The organism is Deferrisoma camini S3R1 (assembly GCF_000526155.1).
Classification (GTDB): domain Bacteria; phylum Desulfobacterota; class Deferrisomatia; order Deferrisomatales; family Deferrisomataceae; genus Deferrisoma; species Deferrisoma camini.
Genome location: NZ_JAFN01000001.1, coordinates 2,795,592 through 2,819,252, shown reverse-complemented (window position 1 = coordinate 2,819,252; position 23,661 = coordinate 2,795,592). Strand labels below are relative to the sequence as shown.

The following is a 23,661-nucleotide window of genomic DNA, read 5'->3' as shown; positions in this document are numbered from 1 at the left end:
GGACCTCGGACCTTGCACTTGCACCTGCCTTCCGTGATCGGGGCGCCGGCGCCCGCGGCCCGGTGACCGCTTGCTGGGGAGCCCTCATGGGAACGCATCGTATCGGTCGGGTTCTACTCGTCGCGCTGCTCGCGGGACTCCTCGGCGCGCCCGCGCGGGCCGCCGTCCAGGTGGAGGTGGGGGTCCAGGGCGCGGGTGCGGGCTCCACCACGTCGCCGGTGGTGGTGCCCAGCTACGTGCAGATCACGTTCCCCAACGGCACGGGCAGCCAGACCGTGCCCCAGGGCGAGGCCGGGTTCTACGCCGAGGCCCGGGTGCGGTACGCCGGCAACGGCCCCCTGACCATCCGGTGGGTGGTGGACGGGTACCCGATCGCGGTGATGAGCCGGACGCTCACCTACGGCACCGACTTCACCGTGCGCTCCGACGAGACCGGGGTGCCCCTGCCCACCCACGAGCCCGGCTCCCACGCCGTCACCCTGACCCTGGACAACGGCACCGGGCGCCGGACGGTGATCGCGGTACCGACGATCCGGTACTTCGTGACCAACCCGGCCCCGCTCCCGCCGTCCCTGGTGCCCGTGGCCCCGGCGTCGGGCTCCCGGGCCGACCCGCTCGGCCTGGCGTTCCGGTGGCGGCTCCAGGCCACGGGCAAGGCCGCCTCCCGGGCGGTTCCGCAGCGCTACCGGGTGGAACTCCAGGCCCGCCCCGTCGGCACCGGCGGGCTCCGGGCGTCCCGCTGGCGCGCGGCCACCGCCGCCGACGGCCTGTCCGACGCGTGGGTGCCGGTGTGGGGGGTCGAGACCGCCGGGGACCGGTACGCGGTGCCCGCGGCCGACGCCGTGGGGTTCCGGGGGGGCGACCACCGGTGGCGGGTGACCGCGTTCTTCGACGGGCGCGAGCCCGTGGTGAGCGACTGGGTGGCGTTCACCCTGGACGAGCCGCCGGAGCCGGGGAAGGCCGTGATCGGGGCGGTGCGGCTCGCAGCCGACCCGGTGACCCTGGGCGCCGGGTCGGTCCCGGGCCGGCTCTCGGCGAGCCTGGGGATCCACCTCCGGGAGACGGTGGAGGCCGACCGGGACGTCGTCCTGGTCGCCCGGGTCCAGAACGGCGCGTTTCGCACCCGGGACGACCTCGTCCTCGAGCTGGCCCAGGGGGGCGTGCCGTGGGTCCGGCGGTTCCTGTCGGCCCTGCCCCCGGCCACCGCGGACGGGGGACGGGTGTCCAGCCCGTACCTGGACGTGGCCCTGCCGTGGCGGGCCCCGGCCCTCACCGCCGACGGCGACCTGGTGGTGCGGCTGCTCCGGGACGGGCGCGAGGTGGACCGCGCCACGGTGTCGTACACGGTGCGCGTGTCGCGGCAGGTGGGCCGGTTCGACTTCGCCGAGCGGGTCCGGCCAGCCCCCGAGGAACGGGGGTTCTCGCGTGCGCCCCTCGCGTGCGGGGTCACCTTCTCCGGCAGGGTCCCGACCCTGTGCGACCGGGTCGAAGCGACCGGGGGCGGACCGTTCTCCGGGGACGGGCCCCCGACGGGCGCGATCACCGGCTTCCGGTCGTCCGTCGGCGCCGACGGTCTCGCCGACGACGGGTCCCTGCACGCCGACGCGGGGGTGCCGGGCTGGTTCCTCGGCGAGGTCACGGACAACGGGTACGCGGCGTGGGCCGGGGCCCAGACCCGCCGGTGCACGGCGAACCTGCGCGACCTGGCCGCGTACGCCGACGAGCTGGCGGACCGGCTCGAGAGGGGGCGCCTGCGGGACCTGCCCCCCCCGCCGGCGGAGGCCACGTGCCGGGGGCTGGAACGCACGGTGTCCCGGGCGGCGGGGGGGAGGCTGACCCGGGCTGAGCGCACGGACCTGGCCGCCCGGGCGCGCAGCACGGCCCGGGGGATCCGGGACGTGGTCGGCGAGCGGACCGACGAGGGCCCGTACCCGGGCTACCCCATGCCCCTGGCGATCCACCGGGTGCTGCCCGACGGGGCCACCGAACCGGCCGGCTGGCTGGCCGGCGACGCCGTGGTGCGGGTGCAGCCCGGGGACCGGGACCGGCCTGTCACGGTGGGCCCGTGGACTCCCGAGGAGCCGGGGCTGTACCTGGCCAGCCTCGGGGGGTTCGCCCCGTGGACGGAGGTCCGGGTGACCCACCCCGGCGGGCTGCCCGCCACCCTGCTCATGGGCGGGTTCGAGGTGGTGGTCGACGCCTACGATCCCGGCGCCAAGCCCGGCGGGGCGCTGTCCGGCACCGCCCACCTCACGTGGCGGGGCGACACCTCCGGGGCCGAGGTCCCTGTGCGCTTCGAGGGGGTGAGGGTCGAGGCCACCCCCGACCCCCTGGTGGCCCGGGTCACCATGGGCACGGCCTCGCTCCAGGGCGAGCCGGTCCCCCTGTCCCTGGGCGGGCACGGGTTCAGCCTGCGGCGCCTGGACCTGGAGGCGTCCCGGGCCACCGCCGACCTGGACCTGTGGTACCCGATGCCCGGCGCGGTGCGCCCCGTGGACGTCCCGGGGGTGCTCCCCCTGGAGCGGGTCGAGATCGTCTCGGGCGGCGAGTTCGTGGCCGAGCGCCGGTTCCCCGACGACCTGCCCGACCTCCACCCGTACGTGCGGCCCGGGGTGTTCGTGCCCTACGGGGACGACGTCGCGTTGAAGCTGGCCGGGGCCCGGATCGTGGCGGACTTCTCCCCCCACCTGGGGTACGCCACCCACGGCGGCCAGGGCCCCGAGTGGCAGGGGGTGGCCCTGGCCGGGGGCTACGTGCGGGTGGCCGTCCACGCCCGGTCGGACCTGGCCCTGACCCCGGGGGTGGACGAGTCCCGGACCGGCCTGTTCGAGACCGTGGACCCGGCGAGCGCGTACCTGTACGGCCGGTTCGCCCGCCTCGAGCTGGCCACGGACGGACGCCTCACCGGCGAGATCGAGGTGGTGCCGGCGGCCGAGGCGCCGGCGTTCTTCGGCGTCGCCCCGTCCGCCGAGCCCCTCCGCCTGGAGGACCCGGCCGGGTTCGAGCTGGCGGTGGACGGGGGTGTGTTCGAGCTGGACGGCGACGGGGTCGGGGGGCTCTCCCTGGCGGGCGAGGTGCGTCTGCCGGCCGCGTACGCCGCCCAGCCCGTGCGGTTCCAGAACCTCGGCCGCGCGCCCGGGAGCAGCGGGTTCCAGACCGAGCCCCTGCCGGCCGGCGCGGTGCAGCTGGGCGGGTTCACGTACCGCCCGGCCGAGGCCCGGCTGGTGATCCCCGGGGGCCGGTCCGCGGCGGCCGGGGACCTCCGGCCGGGCCCGCCCCGGCGCGCCCTGGTGCCGCCGGCGTCCGCCGAGGAGGCCGACGCGTGGATCGCCGAGTACCGGGCCGGTCTCGCCGGCCGGGGAGGGCTCCACCTCACCGGCGGGCGGGTGGACCTGCCGTGGCCCGAGGCCCCGCCCCTGCCCGCGCCGCGGGAGGGGGCCGGCGACGGCGGCGGGGGGCTGGCCGCGATCCAGGTGGACGGCACCCCCCTGTCCGACGTCGTCCAGGCGTGGGGGCAGCGGGCGGCCGTGGTGCTCACCTCGTCCGGCGCCGACGGCCTGTGGTTGCTGGAGCGGGACTTCGTGGCGCGGGAGGTGGCCGGGTTCCGGGCGCGCATCGGCGGGGCGGTGGTGGAGTTCGACGACTCGGCCGTGGCCCGCAGCCTGGTGGAAGGCGACCTGCTGGTGCCGTACCCGGTGGACCTGGCCCTCGGGTTCCGCGGCGAGGTGGACGCGTCGGGCCAGATCCTGGTGGGGCCCGACGGCCTCGTGCCCCCGGACGCGTCCGCCGGCTGGCCCCTCCGGTACTGGTCGGCCACGCTGCACCCCCGGGCCGCCGCCGACGGGGCGGCGCCGGGCGTCGTCCTCGACGGGCCGGGCCGGCGGATCGTGATCCAGGACGCCGGGCTCGCGCTTGCGGTGCCCGACGCGTACGGCGGCGTGGAGTTCCGGGCCGACGGCGCCGAGCACCCGTTCACGGTCACCCTCGACATCTACCCCGACGGCAACATCGGGTACGACCGGGACCCGCGGGGCAGCCCGCCCATCGCCCCCGCCGGGTCGGGCCTGCGGTTCCTCGGGATCCCGTTCACCCCCGAGGTGGCGGCCACCGCCCGGGAGGGGGAGACGGCCCTGTCGTTCCGCCGCTACGTGGGGGACCACCGGCCGCCGCCGCCCGACGCGCCGCCCACCCGGGACTGGCGGGTGCGCCTGGACGGAAGGGTCGCGTTCCAGCTGTTCAAGCCCCGCCACGTCACCGTGTTCCACACCGCCCTGGGGGCGATGGTGCCGTACGTGGAGCCCCAGCACCGCAACGAAGACGGCGCCCCCGAGCCGATCGTGGGGGACCCCGGCGGCGCGATCTACATCGACGCCACCCTTAAGTTCCTGAACACCTACGGCACCCCGGACACCGTGGTGGACGCCCGGCTGGTCGGCAGCGCCGACGGCGACCGGTACGACGAGGCCCAGCCCAAGCAGTTCAAGGCGTTCCTCGGCAAGGCCACGGTGGAGGTGCTCGGGGCCCTGTCGTTCGACGGCCTCGCCGAGGTGGGACAGTACGTGGACGCCGGCGGCGCCCTCACCGCCTACGAGAAGGTGGGGGCCGGGGCCGGGGTGGACATCGTCAAGGCGGCCCTCGCCGCCCTCCACATCGGGGAGACGGCGGCCCGGCTGGGCGGCTCGATCGCCGGCGAGGTGACCGGGGCCGAGGGGGTCGGGGCCGAGGTGATCAACGTGGCCACCGAGGCGGCCGCGTTCGCCAGCTCGGTGGTCACCACCGTGGCCGCGGCTGCGGCCACCGGCGCGTCGGCCGGCGGTGCCGGCGGCGTGGGCGTGGAAGAGGTCCGGGCCCTGGTGGGCAACGGGCTGTCCCTGGCCGGGGCGTCGGTGGACCTGCTCAAGGCCCTGTACCTGTCGCCTGACCTGTTCAAGCCGTCCCCGGAGGCCACGGACCCCGAGTACGTGGCCATGGAACTCGCCGACATCGCCATCACCGCGGCCAACATGGGGGTGCAGTTCGACGAGATCACCCCGGAGCAGGCCGCCGCCCTGGTGCTCCAGACCCTCGACACCGCGATCCCGATCCTCCAGTCGATGCAGTACGACCCGCCCGAGGTGGACGCCCAGGTGGACCTGGCCCTCCAGGTGGCCAAGGTCCTGGTCACGGCCGCCCGGGCCCTGGTGGAGCGGGGCACCATCGACTCGACCACCGCGTGGCGCCTGGCCGACGCGTCCGTGGACGTGGTGCGCCGGTACGCCGAGATCGAGAGCGGCAACCCGGCCCTGGGCGCCCTGCCCCTGGCCGTGGCCCTGGCACAGACCGGGGTGGCCATCGGGCAGGGGGTGAACGCCGGCACGCCGGTGGACCTGGCGCAGGTGGTGGACCTCGCCGACGAGGTGAGCGCGTTCGTGTGCGCCAACCCGGAGGTGGGGGACCCCCTGACCTCCGGCGATCCCCCGGTGACGACCCGCCAGGAGTTCCGGAACGTGGCCGTGGTGTCCCGGCAGGTGTTCGCCTCGCTCAAGGATCTGGTGGACGGGGGCACCGCCGACCCGGCGGCCGTGGCCGGCGCCCTGGTGGACGTCCTCGACCCCCTGGCCGGCTCCGCCGCCGGCCAGGTCCGGTGCGGCGCCGTCACCGCCCGGGTGGACTACGGCCGGTTCGACGCCCAGGTGAAGGCCGCCCTGCGCCTGGGCCAGGTGGCCCTCCGGGGGGTGAGCGCGGTGCCCGAAGGGAACCTCGGAACGGCCCGGTGGGGGGCCGATCTCCTGGTCCAGGTGGCCAACACGGTGCGGGCGATCGCGCCGGGCACCCTCGCCTTCGACGAGGTGGCCGCCCTGCGGGACCTGCGGCGGGCCCTGGCCCAGCTGGACGACGCCGACCCGCCCCCGGTCCAGGTGCTCCAGGTGGGGTCGCAGCTGGCGCGCCCCCTGGGCCTGGTCGCCCGGCGGGCCACGGGCGACCGGACCGCCGTCCGGTACGTCCACATCGTGGCCGGCATCCTCGACGCCCTGGTCCCCCTGGCGGACGCGGACCGGTGGGACGGGCTCGCGACCTGGGGCCGCAGCCTGGACGGGGTGGTCGCCGAACTCCAGGGCCTGCCCGGCGCGGCGAGCGACCCCCTCCTGTCGGACGGCCTCGCGTACACCCGGGGGGTCCTGCAGTTCGTGTCCCTGTACGGGGCCGAGATCCAGCGGCTCCCCGAGGTGCTGCAGGTCGGCCTCGAGCTGATCGACCTGCTGATCCGGGCCGACGAGCGGGGAGGGATCACGGCGAGCCTCGACCGCGACCCGGTCCTGGTGGCGTGGGCCGGCGACGACCGGGCGCTGGCCCGGTTCCTCCCGGCGGCCGCTCCCGGCCGGGCGGCCGGCCCGTTGCGGGTGGCCGCGGCCGTGCTGCGGGGGGCGCTGGGCGTGTTCGAGGCCGGCGGTCTCACCCCGCCGGTGGTGGCCCGAATGCTCGACGACCTGGCCACGGCCTACCAGCCGGCGGGGGAGTTCACGGCGCCCCTGGCCGCCGCCCTGCGGGCCGTGGACCCGGTGTGGGCCGACCGGCCGCCGGCCGACACGTACCCCCGCACCCTCGAGGCCCTGCTGGAGACGGAGGCGGAGCGGGTCGCCGACCCGGCGGGCCGGAAAGCGGTGGCGCGGGCCCTGTACGTGCTGCGCCGGCCGCCCGCCTCCCGGGTCGGCGTGTGGGTGACCCGGGCCGGCGGGACGGTCCGCCGGGTGCGCCAGGTGGACCTGTCCGGCGTGGAGCGGACCCTCGACCTGGAGCTGGGCGGGGTCCTGTCCGTCCGGTACCCGGACGATCACCCCGACTTCCCCGGCCTGCGCGAGCTGCACGTGCTGGACGGGGTCGAGGACCTGCCCGAGGACCGCCTGACCGACCTGGCGGGGGTCGAGCAGACCCTGGCCACCGACGCGACGGTCCAGGAGCGGGAGTACCGGGACGGCCGGGGCGGCCGGGTCTCGTACAACCGCCAGCTGGGCGAGGTGGTCAAGGTGACCGCCGGCCGGGCGGACGGCACCTTCGTGCCGTACCGCCTCCTCCTGGTGGCGGCGCCGCCGCCCCGGGGAACCCCGGGGGACGAGATCTCGGGCACCCTCCTGGAGGCCCGGTGGCTGGACGCCGGGGGGCGCCGCATCGCGTTCCAGCCCCAGATGGAGGCGGTCTCGATCTCCGACCCGGCCACGGGCGAGCGGCAGCTGCGGTTCGTGGCCGGCGACGTGGCGTTCACGGACGTGGCCGCGGTGCCCCTGGACGGGCGGCTGCTCGCGTACGAGGGGCCCCTGCCGGGCCGGCCGGACCTGCGGGTGCGCTACACCGAGGGGCGCGGAACGGTGCACGTGGGGCAGGGGGAGAGCTTCGACGTGGTCGCGTTCGAGCCGGCCGAGGCGCCGACGGACCCGGCCGGCCTGGAGGTCGGCGGTGCCCTCCTGGAGCGGCAGGTGGTGTTCGCCGACGGCACCCGCCACCTGTACCGGCCCGGCGAGTTCGCGGCGTACGTGGCGCCGGACGGCTCGGCCGAGATCTACGCGTTCCCGGCGGTGCCGCCCGGCGCGGCGGTGCCGGCCCCGGACCAGGATCTGGCCCACGGCCCCCTGCTGCTGCGCGCCACCGCGTCCGGCGACGTGGTGGACGCCCAGGGCGTCAGCCTGTTCGGCGACCCGGCCGGGGCGGGCACCGTGGCCGAGCAGCTCGGGTTCGCCGACGTGGTGGACGTGGAGCAGCTGGTGCGCGACCAGCTGGAGAGCACCGGCCTCACCGGCGAGGCGCTGGACGCCCGGGTCGCGGCGCAGATGGAGGCGTTCAGCCGGCTCGCGGTGGCCCGGACCCCGGAGGGCGGCATCGTGGTCACCGGCGGGACCGGGGAGCCCGTGTTCGCCGCAGCCGACGGCGCGGTCACCGTGTACCCGGAGGGGGCCGCCCCCCGGTCCGAGCAGGCGGTGGACGGCCGGCGGGTCACCACCTGGTCCGACCGCGACGGGCAGCACCGGCGCACCGCGTGGATCCTCGAGGGCGGCCGGCCGGCCGTGCTGAACGTCACCACCCGGCCCGGGGGCGACGTGGAGTCGGTGCTCGCCACCCCGGAGGAGACCACCCGCCGCCTCGCCACCGCCGCCGGCCGCGAGGTGATCGACATCGAGCGCGCGGACGGCACCCGCTACCACGCGGAGTACGACCGGGACGAGCCCGCCGTGTCGTACCCCGGCCCGCCCGGCCGGGTGACGGCGCCCCCTGAAGACGACCCGCTCTACGCGCACAAGACCGCGTTCCTGAACGCCCTGGAGACGGCCCGGGCCGCCTTTGCCGGGGCGCCCTCCGACGAGGGCGCCGGGCGCCTCCTGGCCCTGTGGGCGGAGGCCGAGGCCAACGGCTGGGCCGTCGACGGGGTGGGGCCCCAGGTCCTGGAGACCCTGGCCGCCGGCCTGTCGGCCCTGGTGGACGACGCCCTGGCCGCGGTGGAGGCCCGGGCCTCGGACCCGACCGCGGTGACGGACTGGTTGACGCCTCCCCCGGAGGGGGACAACCCGATCGCCGCCCTGCTCGGGCACCTCACCCTGGCCCAGGAGACGGGCCTGGTCGTGGCCGATCGGGTGGGGGCCCGCCTCGGCCTGGCCCTGCGCCGGACCTACCTCGCCCTGCGCGAGCGGATGGAGACGGCCCCGCAGCCGGACGACGGCGCCCGCCTCCTGGGGCTCAACGCGTTCGTCCAGCAGGGGGTGGTCGACCCCGAGCTGGTGTACGGAGCCGAGAACCTGGCGGCGGCGGCCGCCGCCGACCTGGCCCTGCTGTGCCAGGCGGCCCGGGCCGCGTACGACCGCCTGGAGGGCCTGCTCGCGGACCCGAACCGGGTGTTCGTCACCGCCGACGCGCGGGCCGCCCTGGCGGTGGAGCGCGACAACCAGATGCTCGGCTGCCCGGCCGTGGGGGAGGCGTTGTCCCCCGCGTTCGCCGCCGTCGGGTACCGGCCGTTCGACGCCACCGACCTCGCGCTGCGGGTGACGGAGCGGGTCTCGGCCGACCTGGCGGTGAGCACCGGCGGCACCGAACGCGCGTCCTTCGACCTCGCGTTCACCTCCCGGCTGGCGGAACAGATCGCCCGCTACGGGCTCGCCGGCCGGGCCGCGGCCGTGGAGCGGCTGGGCGCGGCGGTGGACGCCCTGCCCGAGGCCGAGGACTCCCTGGACCGGCTCCTCCACTACCTGTTCCGCGTCCGCCGCCTCCAGGAGGTCCCCCTGCCGGCCGAGGCGGACCGCGACCCGTCGTGGGACGCGGTGTGGGCGGGCAAGCCGGACGACCTCGGCGTGCTGGAGGACGCCGTGGTCGCCAGGATCCGCAACATCTGGACCGCGGCCTGGAACGGGGCCGCCCTCACCCTCGTGTACCCGCCGGACGACGCCCCGCCCGTGGCCGACCGCGTGGCCGAGGTGGCCCGGCTCGCCCGGCTCGGCACCCGGGTGGAACGCACCCTGGGCCGGCCGGACCTCGACGTGGACGGCGCCAGGGACCGCCTGCGGCAGCGGCTCGCGGACGGCCTGACGGGCCGCCTCGACCGCTTCCTGGACGAGCTGGGCCGGGCGGCCGACCCGGTCGTGGACCCGGCCGACCCGTCCGTGGCGGCCGTCCGGGACCTGGCCGACACCCTCCGGCTGCTGGCCGACGCCGTGCCCGGGTGGGCCCCGTTCACCGCCGACGACGCGCTGCTGTCGCGCCTGCGGCCGCTCCTCGAGGCGCTCCCGCCCGCGCCGTCCGAAGCGGATCTCGCGCCCCTCGCGCTGTGGCCCGACCTGGCCGCCGCCCTCGGCGCCGACCGGACCCGCGCCGCCCTGGGCGCCGCCCTGGACGACCGGATCGCCACCCTGGTGGAACGGGGCCGCTCCGGCGCCGTGCCGTGGGAGTACGCGGTCCGGGCGATCCTCCGGATCCACGCCGCCGCCCAGCGCCTGGGGTGGGACCTGCCGGCCCTGTCGGCGAGCGCCGGCGCCGACCTGCTCCCGGTGCTCCGGGAGGCCTACACGACCGCCCGCCGGGCGGTGGACGGCGGCGACTTCGACGGGGCGGCCCGGGAACTGCTCTCGGTCCTGGCCACGGCCCAGATGCTCGGGGTGGAACTGCTGCCCGTGGACGGGTTCCCGGCCGAGGCCGATCTCGCCGCGGTGGTGGACCACCTGGGCGCCCGCCTCGAGGACCGGGCGGCCGAGAACGCCCGGTGCGTCGCCGTCGGCACCTGCCTCACCCGGAACCTGGAGGAGGCCCTGCGGCTCGCGGCCGACGCGCAGCTGCTGGGGGCCGACGCCCCGGCGGTGGAGCGGCACCTCCACGCGGTGGTGCGCGCCACCACCGCGGCAGCGTCCGGCGACTGGGACGGGCAGGTCGTCACCCCCATGGTCCTGGAGCAGCTCGCCACCCGGAACGCGGACGCACGCGGCCGGGCCGCCGGCCTCCTGGAGCGGGTGGCCGCGGGGCTCGACCCCCGGGTGGAGGGGGAGCGCCGGCTCCTCCGGGTCCTGGCCGACCGGGCCCGCATCCTCGCCGCCCAGCCGCTGAACACGCCGGGGGCCGCGCTCCCGTCGCCCGACCCGCTGGCCGTCCTGGCCGACGCCCTGGAGGCGCGGCTGGGGACCTGGGCCGGCACCGACCTGACCGCCCGCCTGGCCGGGATCGCCGGCGCGGCCGGGGCCGACGCGGCCGCCGACCTGTGGCGCGACTACTGGGGCCAGGCCGTGGACCGCCTGCCCGAGCCCGCCGCCGTCCGGGAGCTGGTCGACCTCGCGGCCGCGGCGCCGGCCGCCGCCGGGCTGAACCGGCCGGTGGACCTGCCGTCCCGCCTGGCCGGTCTGGCCCAGCGGGTGCGGGCGCAGATCGCCGAACCCCTCGGCCGGGTGGTGGAGGCGGCGCGCACCGGCGCCGACCCGGGGGAGGACCTGGCCACGGTGAAGCGGTGGGCGGCTGCGGCCGCCGACCTGGCCGCGTTGCCCGCCGCGGACTTCCCCACCGTGGCGTCCCTGGTGGAACCGGTCCTGGCCGCCGACCTGGCCGCGTTGCCCGAACACCCCACCGGCGAGCAGTGGGCGGCGGTGGGGTTCTGGCCCGACCTCCTGGACGAACTCGGTGCCGAGGGGCTGGTGTCGCGGATCGGCGCGGCGGTGGACGCGCGGGTGCAGGCGGCCGTGGCCGCGGCGCGGGCCGACCCGACCCGGTGGTCCGCGTCGGTCCGGGAGATCCTGGACGCCATGGTGGTGGGGCAGCAGTTCGGCTGGGACGCCCCGTCCCTGGACGCCGGCCCGTCCGCGACGGCCCTGGAGGAGGTGCTGCGCGACGCGTACTGGAGCGTCCGGGCCCGCCTGCTGGCCGACCGGGACGACGCCGCGATCCGGGAGATGATGGCGCTCCTGGCCACGGCCCAGTTGCTCGGCGCGGACCTGTCCTTGGGCGGCTACCTGCCCGGGGCGGACCAGGAGTCGGCCGTCGCGGTGGTGGGTTCCGTCCTCGTGGAGCGCTCCGCGGCCAACGCCGCGTGCGTGGCCGAGGGGGCGTGCCTCAAGCGCCACCTGGAGACCGCGCTGTTCCTGGAGACCCAGGCCCAGCTGCTCGGGTTCGACGGCAGCGAGGCCGTCAGCGCGGACCGGGAGGCGGTGCAGGAGGTGGCCCTGGCCACCGACCCCGAGAGCGACTACGCCGCCCTGTGCACCGGCTTCGTCCTCCAGGAGAAGGCGGAGGAAGGGCCGGCCGGCCGGGCCGCGGCGGCCCGGTGGGTGGGGGCCCGGACGGACGAGCTGGACCCGACCGACAGCGACGACTTCGGCGAGCTGCAGCGCCTCTACCGGCGGGTGACGGCGGTGGCCGCCCTGCCGGTGGACTACCCCGTGCCCAGCCCGGACCCCCTGGCCGCGGCGGCGGCCGGGATCCAGGGCCTCCTCGAGCGGTTCGCGGCCACCCAGCTCGACGTGACGGAGCTGATCCAGAAAGCGGTGAACGGGGACGTGGACGACCTGTTCGACCAGCTCGACCGCCTGGCCCTGCGCGACGGGGACAGCCTGGCCACCGCCGCCCAGAGCGGCCAGGTGCTCTCGGTCGAGGCGTTCGCCGAGCAGGACCCGGGGGCGCGCTACGAGGCGGTCGCGGCCGCCCTGGAGCCGGCCCGCGCCGTGCTCGGCAGCCACGGCCTGCTGGCCGGGCGGCTGGCGGCCCGCCTGCCCGACCCCGCGGCCAGCGCGGCCGACCCGTTCCGGGACGCCCTGGCCGCGGAACTCGCCCGGTTCGTGGTGGAGGAGGGCGGCCTCCGCCCCCTGGGCCTGGTGCAGCCGGGCGCGTACACGGCCGAGCAGCTCGCGGCCCAGCTGTCCCCCGAAGGGATGCTCACCGGCGCGTTCACCCTGCTCAAGCCCCGGCCCGGGTTCTCCCCCGGCCAGGAACTCGCCCGGATGTTCCGGACCACCCTGGCGGCGGCCGGACTGCCGTCCACGGGGTGGCCCGGGGGCGCCGCCAGCCTCCTGGGCGGCGTGGTGGACGGCGTCCTGTCGGCCGGGTACCAGGGCACGGTCGCCGGAAACCCGATCGACTGGAACCGGGTCCTGCGCGACGCCGTGACGCCCCTGTCGTCGGGAACGAGCGGGTTCTGGGTCCGGCTGATGGCGGACACCACCCTCCTGGGGCTCGCCGTGGCGGAGACGGGCGGGCCGTCCGATCCCGAGGCCCAGGGCCGGGAGGCGGTGGACCTGCTGGGGCGGCTGGTGCAGGAGGGGGACTTCCAGACCACCGTGGACGGGTTGCCGGAGCCCGTGCGCACCGGCGTCCGGCTCGCCGCCCAGGTGCCGGTGGACGCGCTCTCCTACGCGTGGACGCTGCAACCGGGGGACACCGCCGACGCGCCGCCCCGCCGGGTGGCGGGCGACCCGATCCTGTACGCGTTCCTCAAGGCCGCGGCCAACGCCCTGTTCCCGTCGCCCGGCCGTGCGCCGTCCGCGGGCCGGGAGCTGTCCCACTGGGCGCTGGACCTGGTGGCGGGGCAGGAGGCGGCCCTCGCCCAGGGGCCGGAGCAGGGGCTGCCCGCCCTGGCCGGGGCCCTGGTGGCCGCGGACGGGGCGCCGAAGCTCGCGTGCATCCTGGACCGCCACGTGGACGGCCTCGACGTGACGCCCCGCGCCCTGGTGGCGCCGTTCGTCCTGATCAACGAGGTGGCCAAAAACGCCGCCCTCCTCGGCACCGACGACGCGCCCCGGGTGCTGATCGACGTGGCCGCAGGGGGGGCGGACTACCTGTACTCCCGCGTGCCCCTGTCCTGCGGGGACGGGCCGTTCGCCGGGGTGGAGCCCTCCGCCCTGGGGATCCTGATCCGCCAGTTCAAGGACCTGGAGTCGGTCCGCGACCCGTTCGAGCTGGCGGGCCGGGTGGCCGTGGCAGCGGTCTACACCGCCGAGGCCCTCGCCGGGGAGAACCCCCACACCCTGTCGCGGGTGCTCAAGGTGCTGTGGTGGGGCGCCCAGGCCGACCCGGCCACGTGGCCCCCGGCCCGGTCCCTGGGCGTGTACCACCTGCTCGCCGGCCAGGTGCAGGACCCCGTGACCCAGGTGCAGTTCGCCCTCGGGGTGCCGAAGATGGCCGGGGAGGTGATCGACATCCTCGCCAGCGACCCCGCCCTCCAGAAGCCGATGCGGCTGCTGTCGGGCAGTTGCGAGAAGATCGGCGACCGGGAGCTGCTCCTCGCCCCCGACGCGTGCGACCCCGGCGAGGGCAAGGGCGCCCGCAACCTGATCCTGGGCGCCCTCGGGGACCTGCGCCGGACGATCCTCCCCGACCTGCCGGACGACGCCCACGCCAACGACGAGGCGTGGGGGTACCTGCGGACCCTCCCGATCCTCGCGGGGGCCGACGCGGACGGCGTGCCGGTGCTCGCCAACCTGGGCGACGAGGACCTGTGGGCCGATACCGTGGCGCGGGTCAACAACCTGAACCGGGCGGTGATCGACCCGGCGGCGCGCGCCGCGGTGGTCGACGACGCGAAAAAGGCGGTGGTGGGGGTGATCGACCTGGCCCGGATGGCGGTGTCGTTCGTGGACCGGCTGCCCACGGGGAACCAGGTCCAGGTGGGGGCCGAACAGGTGCTGGCCGACTCGGTGTTCACCGAAACGATCGGCGGCGCGACGTTCACCGGCATCGGCGGCGGGGTGTGGCGGCGGTGGTCCCTGGCCGGGGGCGGCGTACGCCCCCTGGACGAGCGGGTCCGGCTCGAGCTGGTGGGCCGGTTCACCCTGCCGGCCCTGCTGAAGGTGGCCGCCCAGTTCACCTACGAGACCCTGGGGCCGAACGAGTGGCTGGTGAAGATCCAGGCGGGGGGCAACTACCCCGACCTGGACGCGGGGTTCCAGTCGATCGGGGTGAGCGTGCCCGCCAACCAGCTGGCCGAGTCCCTGGTCGGCGGGGCCGAGGCGGAGCTGTTCGGCTGGCTCGGCCACAACGACGCCGGCGCGTACGCCCGGCTGTGGGCGTACGCGGACGCCAACCTGGGGGCGCTCCCCCTGGGCAGAGTGAACCTGTCCGGGTTCATGACCGTGCCCGCGGCGGCCGACGGCCGCCCGCTGCCCCCCGAGGCGTTCGTCCGGGCGTTCGACGTGGGGATGTGCGGCGACCTCGCCCTGCCGGTGGTGCCGCCCCCGTTCTCCCTGCTGAGCGGCGGGCTCACGGCCGAGGCCGGCGGGTACTTCTACAAGCAGGGCGACGCGATCGGGTTCGGGGCGAAGGGGGGGGCGGCCGTGCAGGTGATCATCCCCATGTTCCCGGCGGCGGGCCTCGAACTCGGCCTGGCCCTCGGCCAGTCCGGGGACGCGGTCCTGTCCGGTACCGCGGCCCGCCTCGGCCTCGGCATGTGCGTCTCGCCGTGGGTGCGGGGGTACTTCCTCGGGTTTGACGTCGAGAGCCCCGGGACCGGCCTGGAGGCGCAGTTCTTCGGTGCGGTGGACACCGCGCCGGAGGACGCGGAGGTCGGGATCAAGTTCCGGCTCTCGATCCCCGACGTGAAGACCGACCTGCCGGAGATCGACTGCACCCCCATCCCGGAGGAGGACGCCCTGGCCCGCGGCGTGTGCGAAGGCCTGCAGCTGCTCGTGTCCACCACCCCGGCGGGCCAGTCCGTCGGCGCCTGGGGGGTGCTGGGCACGAAGGGGTTCTCGTTCGGGCTCGGGGAGTTCCCCACCGACCCGGAGAGCTGGGTCCTCCACATGCCCGTGTCCGACGGGGCCCTGGCCGGGATCACCGTGACGCACCCCTCCCCGGCGTGGGTCGGGTGGAGCCCCAGCCCCTACAACGTGTGCGACCGGGACATGTGCGCGGGACGGGACGGCCAGTTCCGGCCCGACGCGGCCGTGCCGGGCCAGGTGATGACGGAGCCGAACCATGAGTAGCGCAACCAGGGGATGGATCGGTGGGTGGGTCGCCGCGTGGGTGCTCGCGGTGTGCGTCCCGGCCGCGGCGGCCGCCGGCCCGGCTGTGCCGGCCGTGGAGGGGCTGCGGGCCACGGCCACGGCCACGGACGTGACCCTCGCGTGGTCCTCCCCCGGGAAGACGGCGGTCCGGGTCCACCGGTTCGCGATGAAGCCCCCGGCGGACGGCCGCCGCACCCCGGAGCTGGGACCCGTGGTGGCCGAGCTGCCCGCCGGGACCGGCGCCTACGTGGACCGGGCGGTGGAGCCCGGCCTGCTCTACGTGTACCGGGTGACGGCCGTGGACCGGGACGGGAACGAGGGACGCCCTTCGGCGCCGGTGCTGGCGGTGCTCGTGGACGAGACCCCGCCGGACCCCCCTTCGGGGCTGGTGGCCGAGGCCGGGGAGGACGGCGTGGTGACGATCCGCTGGGAGCCGAGCCCGTCGCCCGACGTGGCCCAGGTGCAGCTGTTCCGCCGCGTGGGGAGCGACGCGTCGTGGTCGGTGATCGGGGCGTTCCGGCCCGGCACCACCCGGGCCGAGGACCGCATCGACCCGTGGGCCGGGTACACCTACCACTACGCCGTGGCCGCCCTGGACGCGGGGGGCAACCTGGGTCCCCGGACCCCCGAGGTGCAGGTCCGGGCGCCCGACCGCACCCCGCCCCCGTCTCCGGTGGTGACCGGGGTGTCCAGCGGGGCCGACGGGACCGTCACGGTCCGGTGGGCCGGGGTGCCGGGGGACGACGTGGCCGGCTACCGGCTGTACCGGAGCCGGGACGGCGGCGAGCCGGCCGTGGTCTCGGAGCAGCCCGCCGGCGTCTCGGAAGCCACCGACCGCACCGCCGTGCCCGGGGTGGCGTACCGGTACGCGGTGGCGGCGGTGGACGCGGCCGGCAACGTCTCGAAGCTGTCCGCGCCGGCGGCCGCCCGCGCCCGGGTCGCGCCGGAGGGCGTGCCGGGACCCGGGGCGCCCTCGGCGGACCGGGAGGCGGACGGGGTCCGGATCACCTGGCCCGCCGTGGCGTCCGGCGCCCTGGCCGGGTACTTCGTGTACCGGAGCCCGGACCGGGACGACGGGTTCGTGAAGCTCTCGGGGCTGGTCCGGGAGCCGGGCTTCCTCGACCGGGCCGCCCCGGAGGGGGCGTGGTACCGGGTGCGGGCGTTCTACGCAGGGGGGCGGCTGTCCGCGCCGTCGGCCGCTGTCACGGCGCCCCGGGAGGCGAAGCCATGAGACGGCCGCTCCTGGCGCTGACCGTGTGCGGTTCGCTGCTCTGGGGCGCGCCGGTCCCGGACGCGGCCGCGTTCGACAAGGCGGTCCGTATCGACAAGCCGCCCCCGACCGGCCAGGCCGCGTCCCCGGCGGCCCCGTCCTCGGCGGCCGGGTCCGCGCCCGCCGCCGGAAAGGCCGCCCCCGCGCCCGCCCCGCCGGCCGCGCGGGACGCCGGCGACACCGGAAAGGCCGCCCCCCAGAAGACGCCGGCGCCGGCGGCCGCGAGTCAGCAGGGGACGGCCGCCCCCTCCACCCCGGCACCCGGTGCCGCGGCCGCCGGCAAGGCCGTGACGCCGACGCGGGAAGCCCCGGCGAGCAGCGACGCCCGGGCGCCGGGCAAGGGACGACCGGGGGCCGGGGCGGCTTCCCGGCCGGGGGACGCCGGCCCGGCGGGTGCGGGCGCCGCCGCTTCGCCAAGCACCGGCAAGGCGGCCGGGACCTCGGCGGACAGCGGCGCCCAGGCGCCGGTGAAGGGGCAGCCGGGTCCAGCCGCCTCCCCGCCACAGCCGACGAACGCGAGCCAGGCGGGTGCGGGCGACGCGGCCGCACCGCCGGCCCCGCCGCCCACCGACGTGGGCCTCACCACCGCGCCCACCACCGGACTCACCGAGGTGAGCGGGTGGGTGCGGGGGCCGGACGGATCCCCGACGGCCGGTGCCCCGGTGGTGTTCTGGGCGAGGGCAGAGGGGTGGGGTCCCGGCGGCCCGGTGGCCCGGGTGCAGGCCGAGGGGGGCCGGTACCGGGTCCTGCTGCCCGACGGCGCGTGGCTGGGTACGGCGTGCGGCTCGCCTTACGGGTACGCGCCCCTGTTCTGGGAGGTGGTGATCGCCGGCAACGAGATCGTGTCGTACCGGGAGGTGGTCGACCGGGTGCCGTCGGTGCGCGTGGCGCGGGTCGGCGGCGTCTCGGGGTCGGCAAAGGTCCGGGTGGGCGACCGCGTCCGGGTGGAAGGGGAGGGGTTCGGGTGCTCCGGCTACCTGGTGATCACCCAGGGCGGCCAGGAGGTGGCGCGGGTCGAGAGGTTCGCGACCCGGACGGACCGGGTCCTGGAGTTCGCCTTCCCGGCGGGCTCGTGGCGCCGGGGGGTGGAGCTGGGGTTCGCGTACCACCACGGGCGCTGGCGGAGTCTGCTGCGGACGACGGGCCTGCTGCCCGAGGGAGGGTGACCCGGTGGCGTCGCCGTTTGGGAAGACGAAGGGGAGAGCCATGGGACACTGGTGGCGTTGGCCGTGGGGGGTGGTCGCAGCGGCCCTGCTGGCCGCGTGCAGCGGGCCGGTGGATCCCGGCGCGGAGCCGGGGACGGGGCGGGTGACCGTGTCCCTCGGCCGGACGGCCCGGGCCGGGCGGGCCGCCCCGGCGGTGGGCCCCGGCCTCCCGGACGACGTGGAACGGATCGAGATCACCTGCACCGGCCCCGGCATGGACCCCGTGTCGGGCGACCTGCCCCTGGACGGCACGCCCCTGGTGCTCGTCATCCCGGCCGGCCGGGACCGGCTGTTCTCGGCCGACGCGTGGGCGGGGACGACCCACCGCATGGCGGGGTCCACCCTGTTGCCGAGCCTCGGGGTGAACGAGACGGCCACCGTCTCGATCACCGTCGAGGAGCTGGGCACCATCACCTTCTCCGCCCCGCCGCCGGGGGCCCTCCGGGTGTCGGAGACCACCACCCTGGCGGTGGACCTGACCGGGTTCGAGAACCCGGCCGTGGTGTGGACGGTCAACGGGGTGACGGGCGGCAACGCCGCGGTGGGCACGATCACCGACGACGGCACCTACACGGCGCCCGACGCGGTCCCGACCCCGGCCGAGGTCGCGATCCGGGTGGCCAGCGCCCTGGCCCCGGACCTGTACGCGGAGGCCCGGGTGACGATCGAGCCCCCCCTCGCGTGCGGGACCCTGACCGTGGACAGCACGGCCGACGCGGTGGACGCCGACCCCGGGGACGGCGTGTGCGCCGACGCCTCGGGCGCGTGCACCCTGCGCGCCGCGGTCCAGGAGGCCAACGCGTGCCCGGGGGACCAGGAGATCGTCCTGCCGGCGGGGACGTACACCCTGACCCTGGCGGGTGCGGGGGAGGGCGCCGCGGCCACCGGGGACCTGGACATCTACGGCGACGTGACCCTCACCGGAGCGGGTGCCGGCAGCACCGTGATCGACGGGGGAGGGCTCGACCGCGTCGCCGAACTCCGCGGTGCGGTGACCCTGCAGGATCTCAGGATCCGCAACGGGGGCAACGTCCGGTACGGCGGGGGGATCAGCGTCACCGGAAGCGGAACCGCGACCGTCAGCCGCTGTGTCGTCGAGAACAACGGTGCCACGGAAGGGGGCGGCGGCCTCGTGGTGGGGGAGGGCGGCGTGCTCACCGTCGTGGACACGGCCGTCAGCGGGAACTCCGCCCGGTACGGCGCCGGGATCCACAACTACGTGGGGGAGGTGACCCTGGAGCGCAGCACCGTCTCCGGCAACACCGCCACCCAGCAGGGCGGCGGCATCAACAACCAGGGGGGCACCCTCACCGTGGTCAACGGGACGATCAGCGGCAACCAGGGCGGGCTCACCGGCGGGGGTCTCATGAACTACGCGGCCGCCACCGCGACCCTGACCCATGTCACGGTCGCCGGGAACGCGGCATCGGTGGGGGCCGGCATCGACAACGACGCGTCCCAGGGCGCGGGCACGGTCACCCTGGTCAACAGCCTCGTCGCCGACTCGTCGGGCGGCAGCGACTGCGCCAACGCCGGCCAGCTCGTGGTGACGGCGAGCCTCGACACCGACGGTTCCTGCGGCGACGCGACCACGGCGGACCCGCTCCTGGCCGCCCTGGCCGACAACGGGGGGCCGACGTGGACCCACGCCCTGGCGGCGGGCAGCCCGGCCATCGACGCGGGCGACGCTGCCGCGTGCCCCGCCACCGACCAGCGGGGGTTCCCCCGGGACGACGGCGCGTGCGACCTGGGGGCGGTCGAGTTCCAGAGCAGCGGCGTGGTCGTGGTCGTCAGCCCCACCACGGCCACGGTGGCCCCCGGGGGGACGACCGCCTTTTCCGCTTCGGTGGCCGGTTCGCCTGACACCACGGTGACCTGGGCGGTGGAGGGCTCCACCTGCACCGACCCCGGTACCGTGGCCGCCGACGGCACCTACACGGCGGGCGACCCGGCCGCCGACTGCACCGAGACGGTGCGCGCCACCAGCAACGCCGATCCCACCCAGAGCGCCACGGCTGCGGTGACGGTGGACGCGCCCGTGGCGGTGGCGGTGAGCCCCGGGAGCGCCACGGTGGCTCCGGGCGGCTCCCACGCCTTTGCCGCCGCGGTCACCGGGGACACGGACACCTCCGTCACCTGGGCCGTGGTGGGCACCACCTGCACCGACCCCGGCACCGTGGCGGCAGACGGCACCTACACCGCGGGCAGCCCTGCCGACGACTGCGCCGAGACGGTGCGCGCCACCAGCAACGCGGACCCCACCCAGAGCGCCACGGCCACGGTGACGGTGGACGCGCCGGTGGCAGTGGCGGTGAGCCCCGGGAGTGCCACGGTGGCCCCGGGCGGCTCCTACGCCTTTGCCGCCGCGGTCACCGGGGATGCGGACACCGCGGTGACCTGGACGGTGGAGGGTTCCACCTGCACGGACCCCGGCACCGTGACCCCCGACGGCACCTACACGGCGGGCGACCCGGCCGCCGACTGCACCGAGACGGTGCGCGCCACCAGCAACGCCGACAACACCAAGAGCGCCGCCGCCACGGTCACGGTGGATGCGCCCGTGGCAGTGGCGGTGAGCCCCGGGAGCGCCACGGTGGCCCCGGGCGGCTCCCAGGCCTTTGCCGCCGCGGTCATCGGGGATGCCGAAACCACGGTGGCCTGGACGGTGGAGGGCTCCACCTGCACGGACCCCGGCACCGTGGCCGCCGACGGCACCTACACCGCGGGAAGCCCCGCCGTCGACTGCGCCGAGACGGTGCGGGCCACCAGCAACGCCGACAATACCAAGAGCGCCACGGCTGCGGTGACGGTGAACGTGGCGGTCGCGGTCACCGTGACCGGTCCTGCCGCGGTACAGCTCGGCTCCACCGCCGGGTTCTCCGCCACCGTGACGGGCGATGCCGACACCGCCGTCGAGTGGTACGTGAACGACGTGGCCGGCGGCGACGCCACCGTGGGCACGATCGCCGCCGACGGCACCTACACCCCGCCGGCCGCGGTGCCGAGCCCGGACACCGTGACGGTCAAGGCGGTCAGCGTGGCGGACGGGACCGCCTCCGACGAGGTGTCGCTGCGGGTCCTGTCGGTCACCTGCCTGGGCGGGTACCTCCTGGTGGACAGCACGAGCGACGCCTCGGATGCGAACCCTGGCGACGGCCTGTGCGCGGACGTGGACACCGCGGCGTGCACCCTGCGGGCGGCGATCGAGGAGGCCAACGCCTGCGAGGGGGCCGACGTGGTCGAGGTGCCCGCGGGGACCTACGTGCTGACCCTCGGCGGGTTGGGGATCACCGACGACCTGACGGTCAGCGGCGCGGGGGCGGGCTCGACGATCGTCGACGGCAACGCCGCCAGCCGCGTCTTCTCGGTGGGAACCGTCGCCGCTGCAACCTTTGAAAACCTGGCCATCCGGAACGGCAACGTCTCCGGGTCCGGGGGCGGTGTCTCTTCCGGTGCCACGCGGGTGACCTTCCGAGGGGTGTTCCTCACGGGAAACGTGGCGACGTCCTTGGGTGGGGGCTTCTACACGTGGACGGGGACGGCCGTGTTCGAGGACTCGGAGATTTCACACAACTCCGCCGGGAGCGGCGGCGGGATCACGTTTGCAAACAGCACTCTCGTACTGGTCAACGCAACCGTTTCGTACAATGTCGGGGATAGCTGGCCCTACTACGCCGCCGGCATATTTGATTACTCGAACTCCCCATCGAACCTGACGATCGAGAACAGCACGGTCGTTGGAAACACCGGTCGCGGCGTGTTGTTGTACGAGGCACAGACCACGGTCACCAACAGCACGATCACGAACAACACCAGGGAAGGGATCCGAGCGGAGAGAAACGCCGCTGCCTCGCTCACGAATTCCATTCTCTACGGCAACGGCCCCAACTGCTCGACGAACGGTGGCACCATCACCTCCGGCGGTCACAACATCGACAGCCGCAACAGTTGCGGGTTTGCCGCCGCCGGGGACCTCGTGAACACCGACCCGAAGCTCGGCCCCCTGGCGGACAACGGCGGGCCGACCCGGACCCGGGGACTGCTGGCCGGCAGCCCGGCCCTCGACGCGGGGGACGACGGGGTGTGCCCCGCCACCGACCAGCGGGGCGTGGCCCGCACCGACGGCGCGTGCGACATCGGCGCGGTGGAGGGCCAGGTGGCCGACGTCACGTGCCTGCAGGCCAACGGGGGGGCGGACCCGACGGTGGACAGCACCGGCGATGCCGTGGACGCGGACATCGGCGATGGCGTGTGCGCCGACGCTTCCGGCAACTGCACCCTGCGCGCCGCGATCCAGGAGACCAACGCCTGCGCCGGCCGGGATGCGATCACCCTGCCGGCGGGCACCTACGCCCTGACCCTCGTGGGGAGCGGTGAGGATGCGGGCGCCACCGGCGATCTGGACGTCACCGACGACCTCGCGATCCAGGGCGCCGGGGCGGCGACGACCGTCATCGACGGGAGCGCCCCGTTCGACGACCGGATCTTCCACGTCCTGAACGACGTGCCCACGACCTTCGACGGCCTGACCCTGCAAAACGTCGATATCGCCAGTTCCGGTGGCGGCATCGCGACCGGCGGGGATCTCACCGTGCGCAACGCCGCGATCTCGGACAACACGGGGGGGGACGGCACGGGGATCAACGCGTGGAGTCCGGTGGCCACCGTCACCGTCACCGACACGACGATGTCGAACAATACATCGACCGGTAGTTACGGCGGTGCCATCCGGGTGGAGGGGACGCTGAACCTTTCCGGATCCACCCTGTCGGGGAACACTATGCCCTACGCATACGGACATTACGGGGCGGCCATCTACGGGGGGGCCGGTTCGACGATCAACATCACCGACACGCTGCTCGACAACAACGCTGCCGGGTACGCCGAGGCCGTCCGGGGTGCCGACAACGCGACCATCAACATCACGGACTCCACCATCTCGAACACCCAGGCCGGCCGCGCCGTCACAGGCTCGAGCGGTTCCACCATCAACATCGTCCGTTCGCAGATCGTCGACAACCTGGAGGGTGGGGTGAGCAGTACCGGCGCCGGCGCGGTGCTGAACGTCGTCGACTCGACGATCGACGGGAACACCGGCACAGCGGTCGGCAGTTTCAGCTTCAGCGGCGCCGGGATCTACTCGGACGGCACGGTCACCATCACCGGGTCGACCATCTCCAACAACAGGATCGAGAGCACCCTGGGGGGCGGCGGTGGCGGCGCCGGTGTCTTCATCGCCGGGACGGCGACCATCGTCAACGCGACCTTCTCGGGCAACGTCAACAACGGCACCAACAGCGCGGGCGGGGCGATCTCCTCCACCGACAGCGGGGACCTGTCGTTGCGGAACACGACCTTCCACGCCAACCAGTCCACCTGGACCGGCGGCCACATCGCCTCCTCCGGCAACGTCGAGATGGCGAACACCGTCTTTTCCGCGGGCGACTGCGACCTGACCGGCGCGGCGGTGGTCTCCAACGGCACCAACATCGACAGCGGCAGCACCTGCGGCTCTGCCGCCGCCGGCGACCTCGTGAACACCGACCCCCAGCTCGGCCCCCTGGCCGACAACGGCGGCCCCACCTGGACCCTGCTCCCCCAGGGGGGCAGCCCGGCCATCGACGCGGGGGACGACGGGGTGTGCCCCGCCACCGACCAGCGGGGGGTGTCCCGGCCCCAGGACGGCGACGGGGACGGCACGGCCGCGTGCGACATTGGGGCGGTGGAGGTGGAGCCGCAGTTCCTGTAGACCGCCTTC

4 protein-coding genes are annotated in these 23,661 nt (G+C 76.0%); all 4 read left to right on the top strand.

Annotated elements, in window-relative coordinates:
* Positions 1 to 86 precede the first annotated feature (86 nt).
* The 4 genes from DEFCA_RS0112350 to DEFCA_RS24275 are packed head-to-tail and all read left to right on the top strand — an operon-like array spanning position 87 to position 23,652.
* A complete protein-coding gene (locus tag DEFCA_RS0112350) occupies positions 87 to 15,407 on the top strand; it encodes a hypothetical protein (protein ID WP_169709574.1) in 15,321 nt (5,106 codons plus the stop codon).
* The gene (locus tag DEFCA_RS0112345; protein ID WP_169709573.1) at positions 15,400 to 16,659 is read left to right on the top strand and encodes a fibronectin type III domain-containing protein; all 1,260 of its coding nucleotides are present in this window, start codon (positions 15,400 to 15,402) and stop codon (positions 16,657 to 16,659) included. Before DEFCA_RS0112350 ends, DEFCA_RS0112345 begins: the two co-directional genes overlap by 8 nt.
* Positions 16,656 to 17,864: a hypothetical protein gene (locus DEFCA_RS0112340; protein ID WP_025323330.1), complete on the top strand. Its 1,209-nt coding sequence runs from the start codon at positions 16,656 to 16,658 to the stop codon at positions 17,862 to 17,864. Before DEFCA_RS0112345 ends, DEFCA_RS0112340 begins: the two co-directional genes overlap by 4 nt.
* 40 nt (positions 17,865 to 17,904) lie before the next feature.
* A complete protein-coding gene (locus tag DEFCA_RS24275; protein ID WP_025323329.1) occupies positions 17,905 to 23,652 on the top strand; it encodes a choice-of-anchor Q domain-containing protein in 5,748 nt (1,915 codons plus the stop codon).
* Positions 23,653 to 23,661 lie beyond the last annotated feature (9 nt).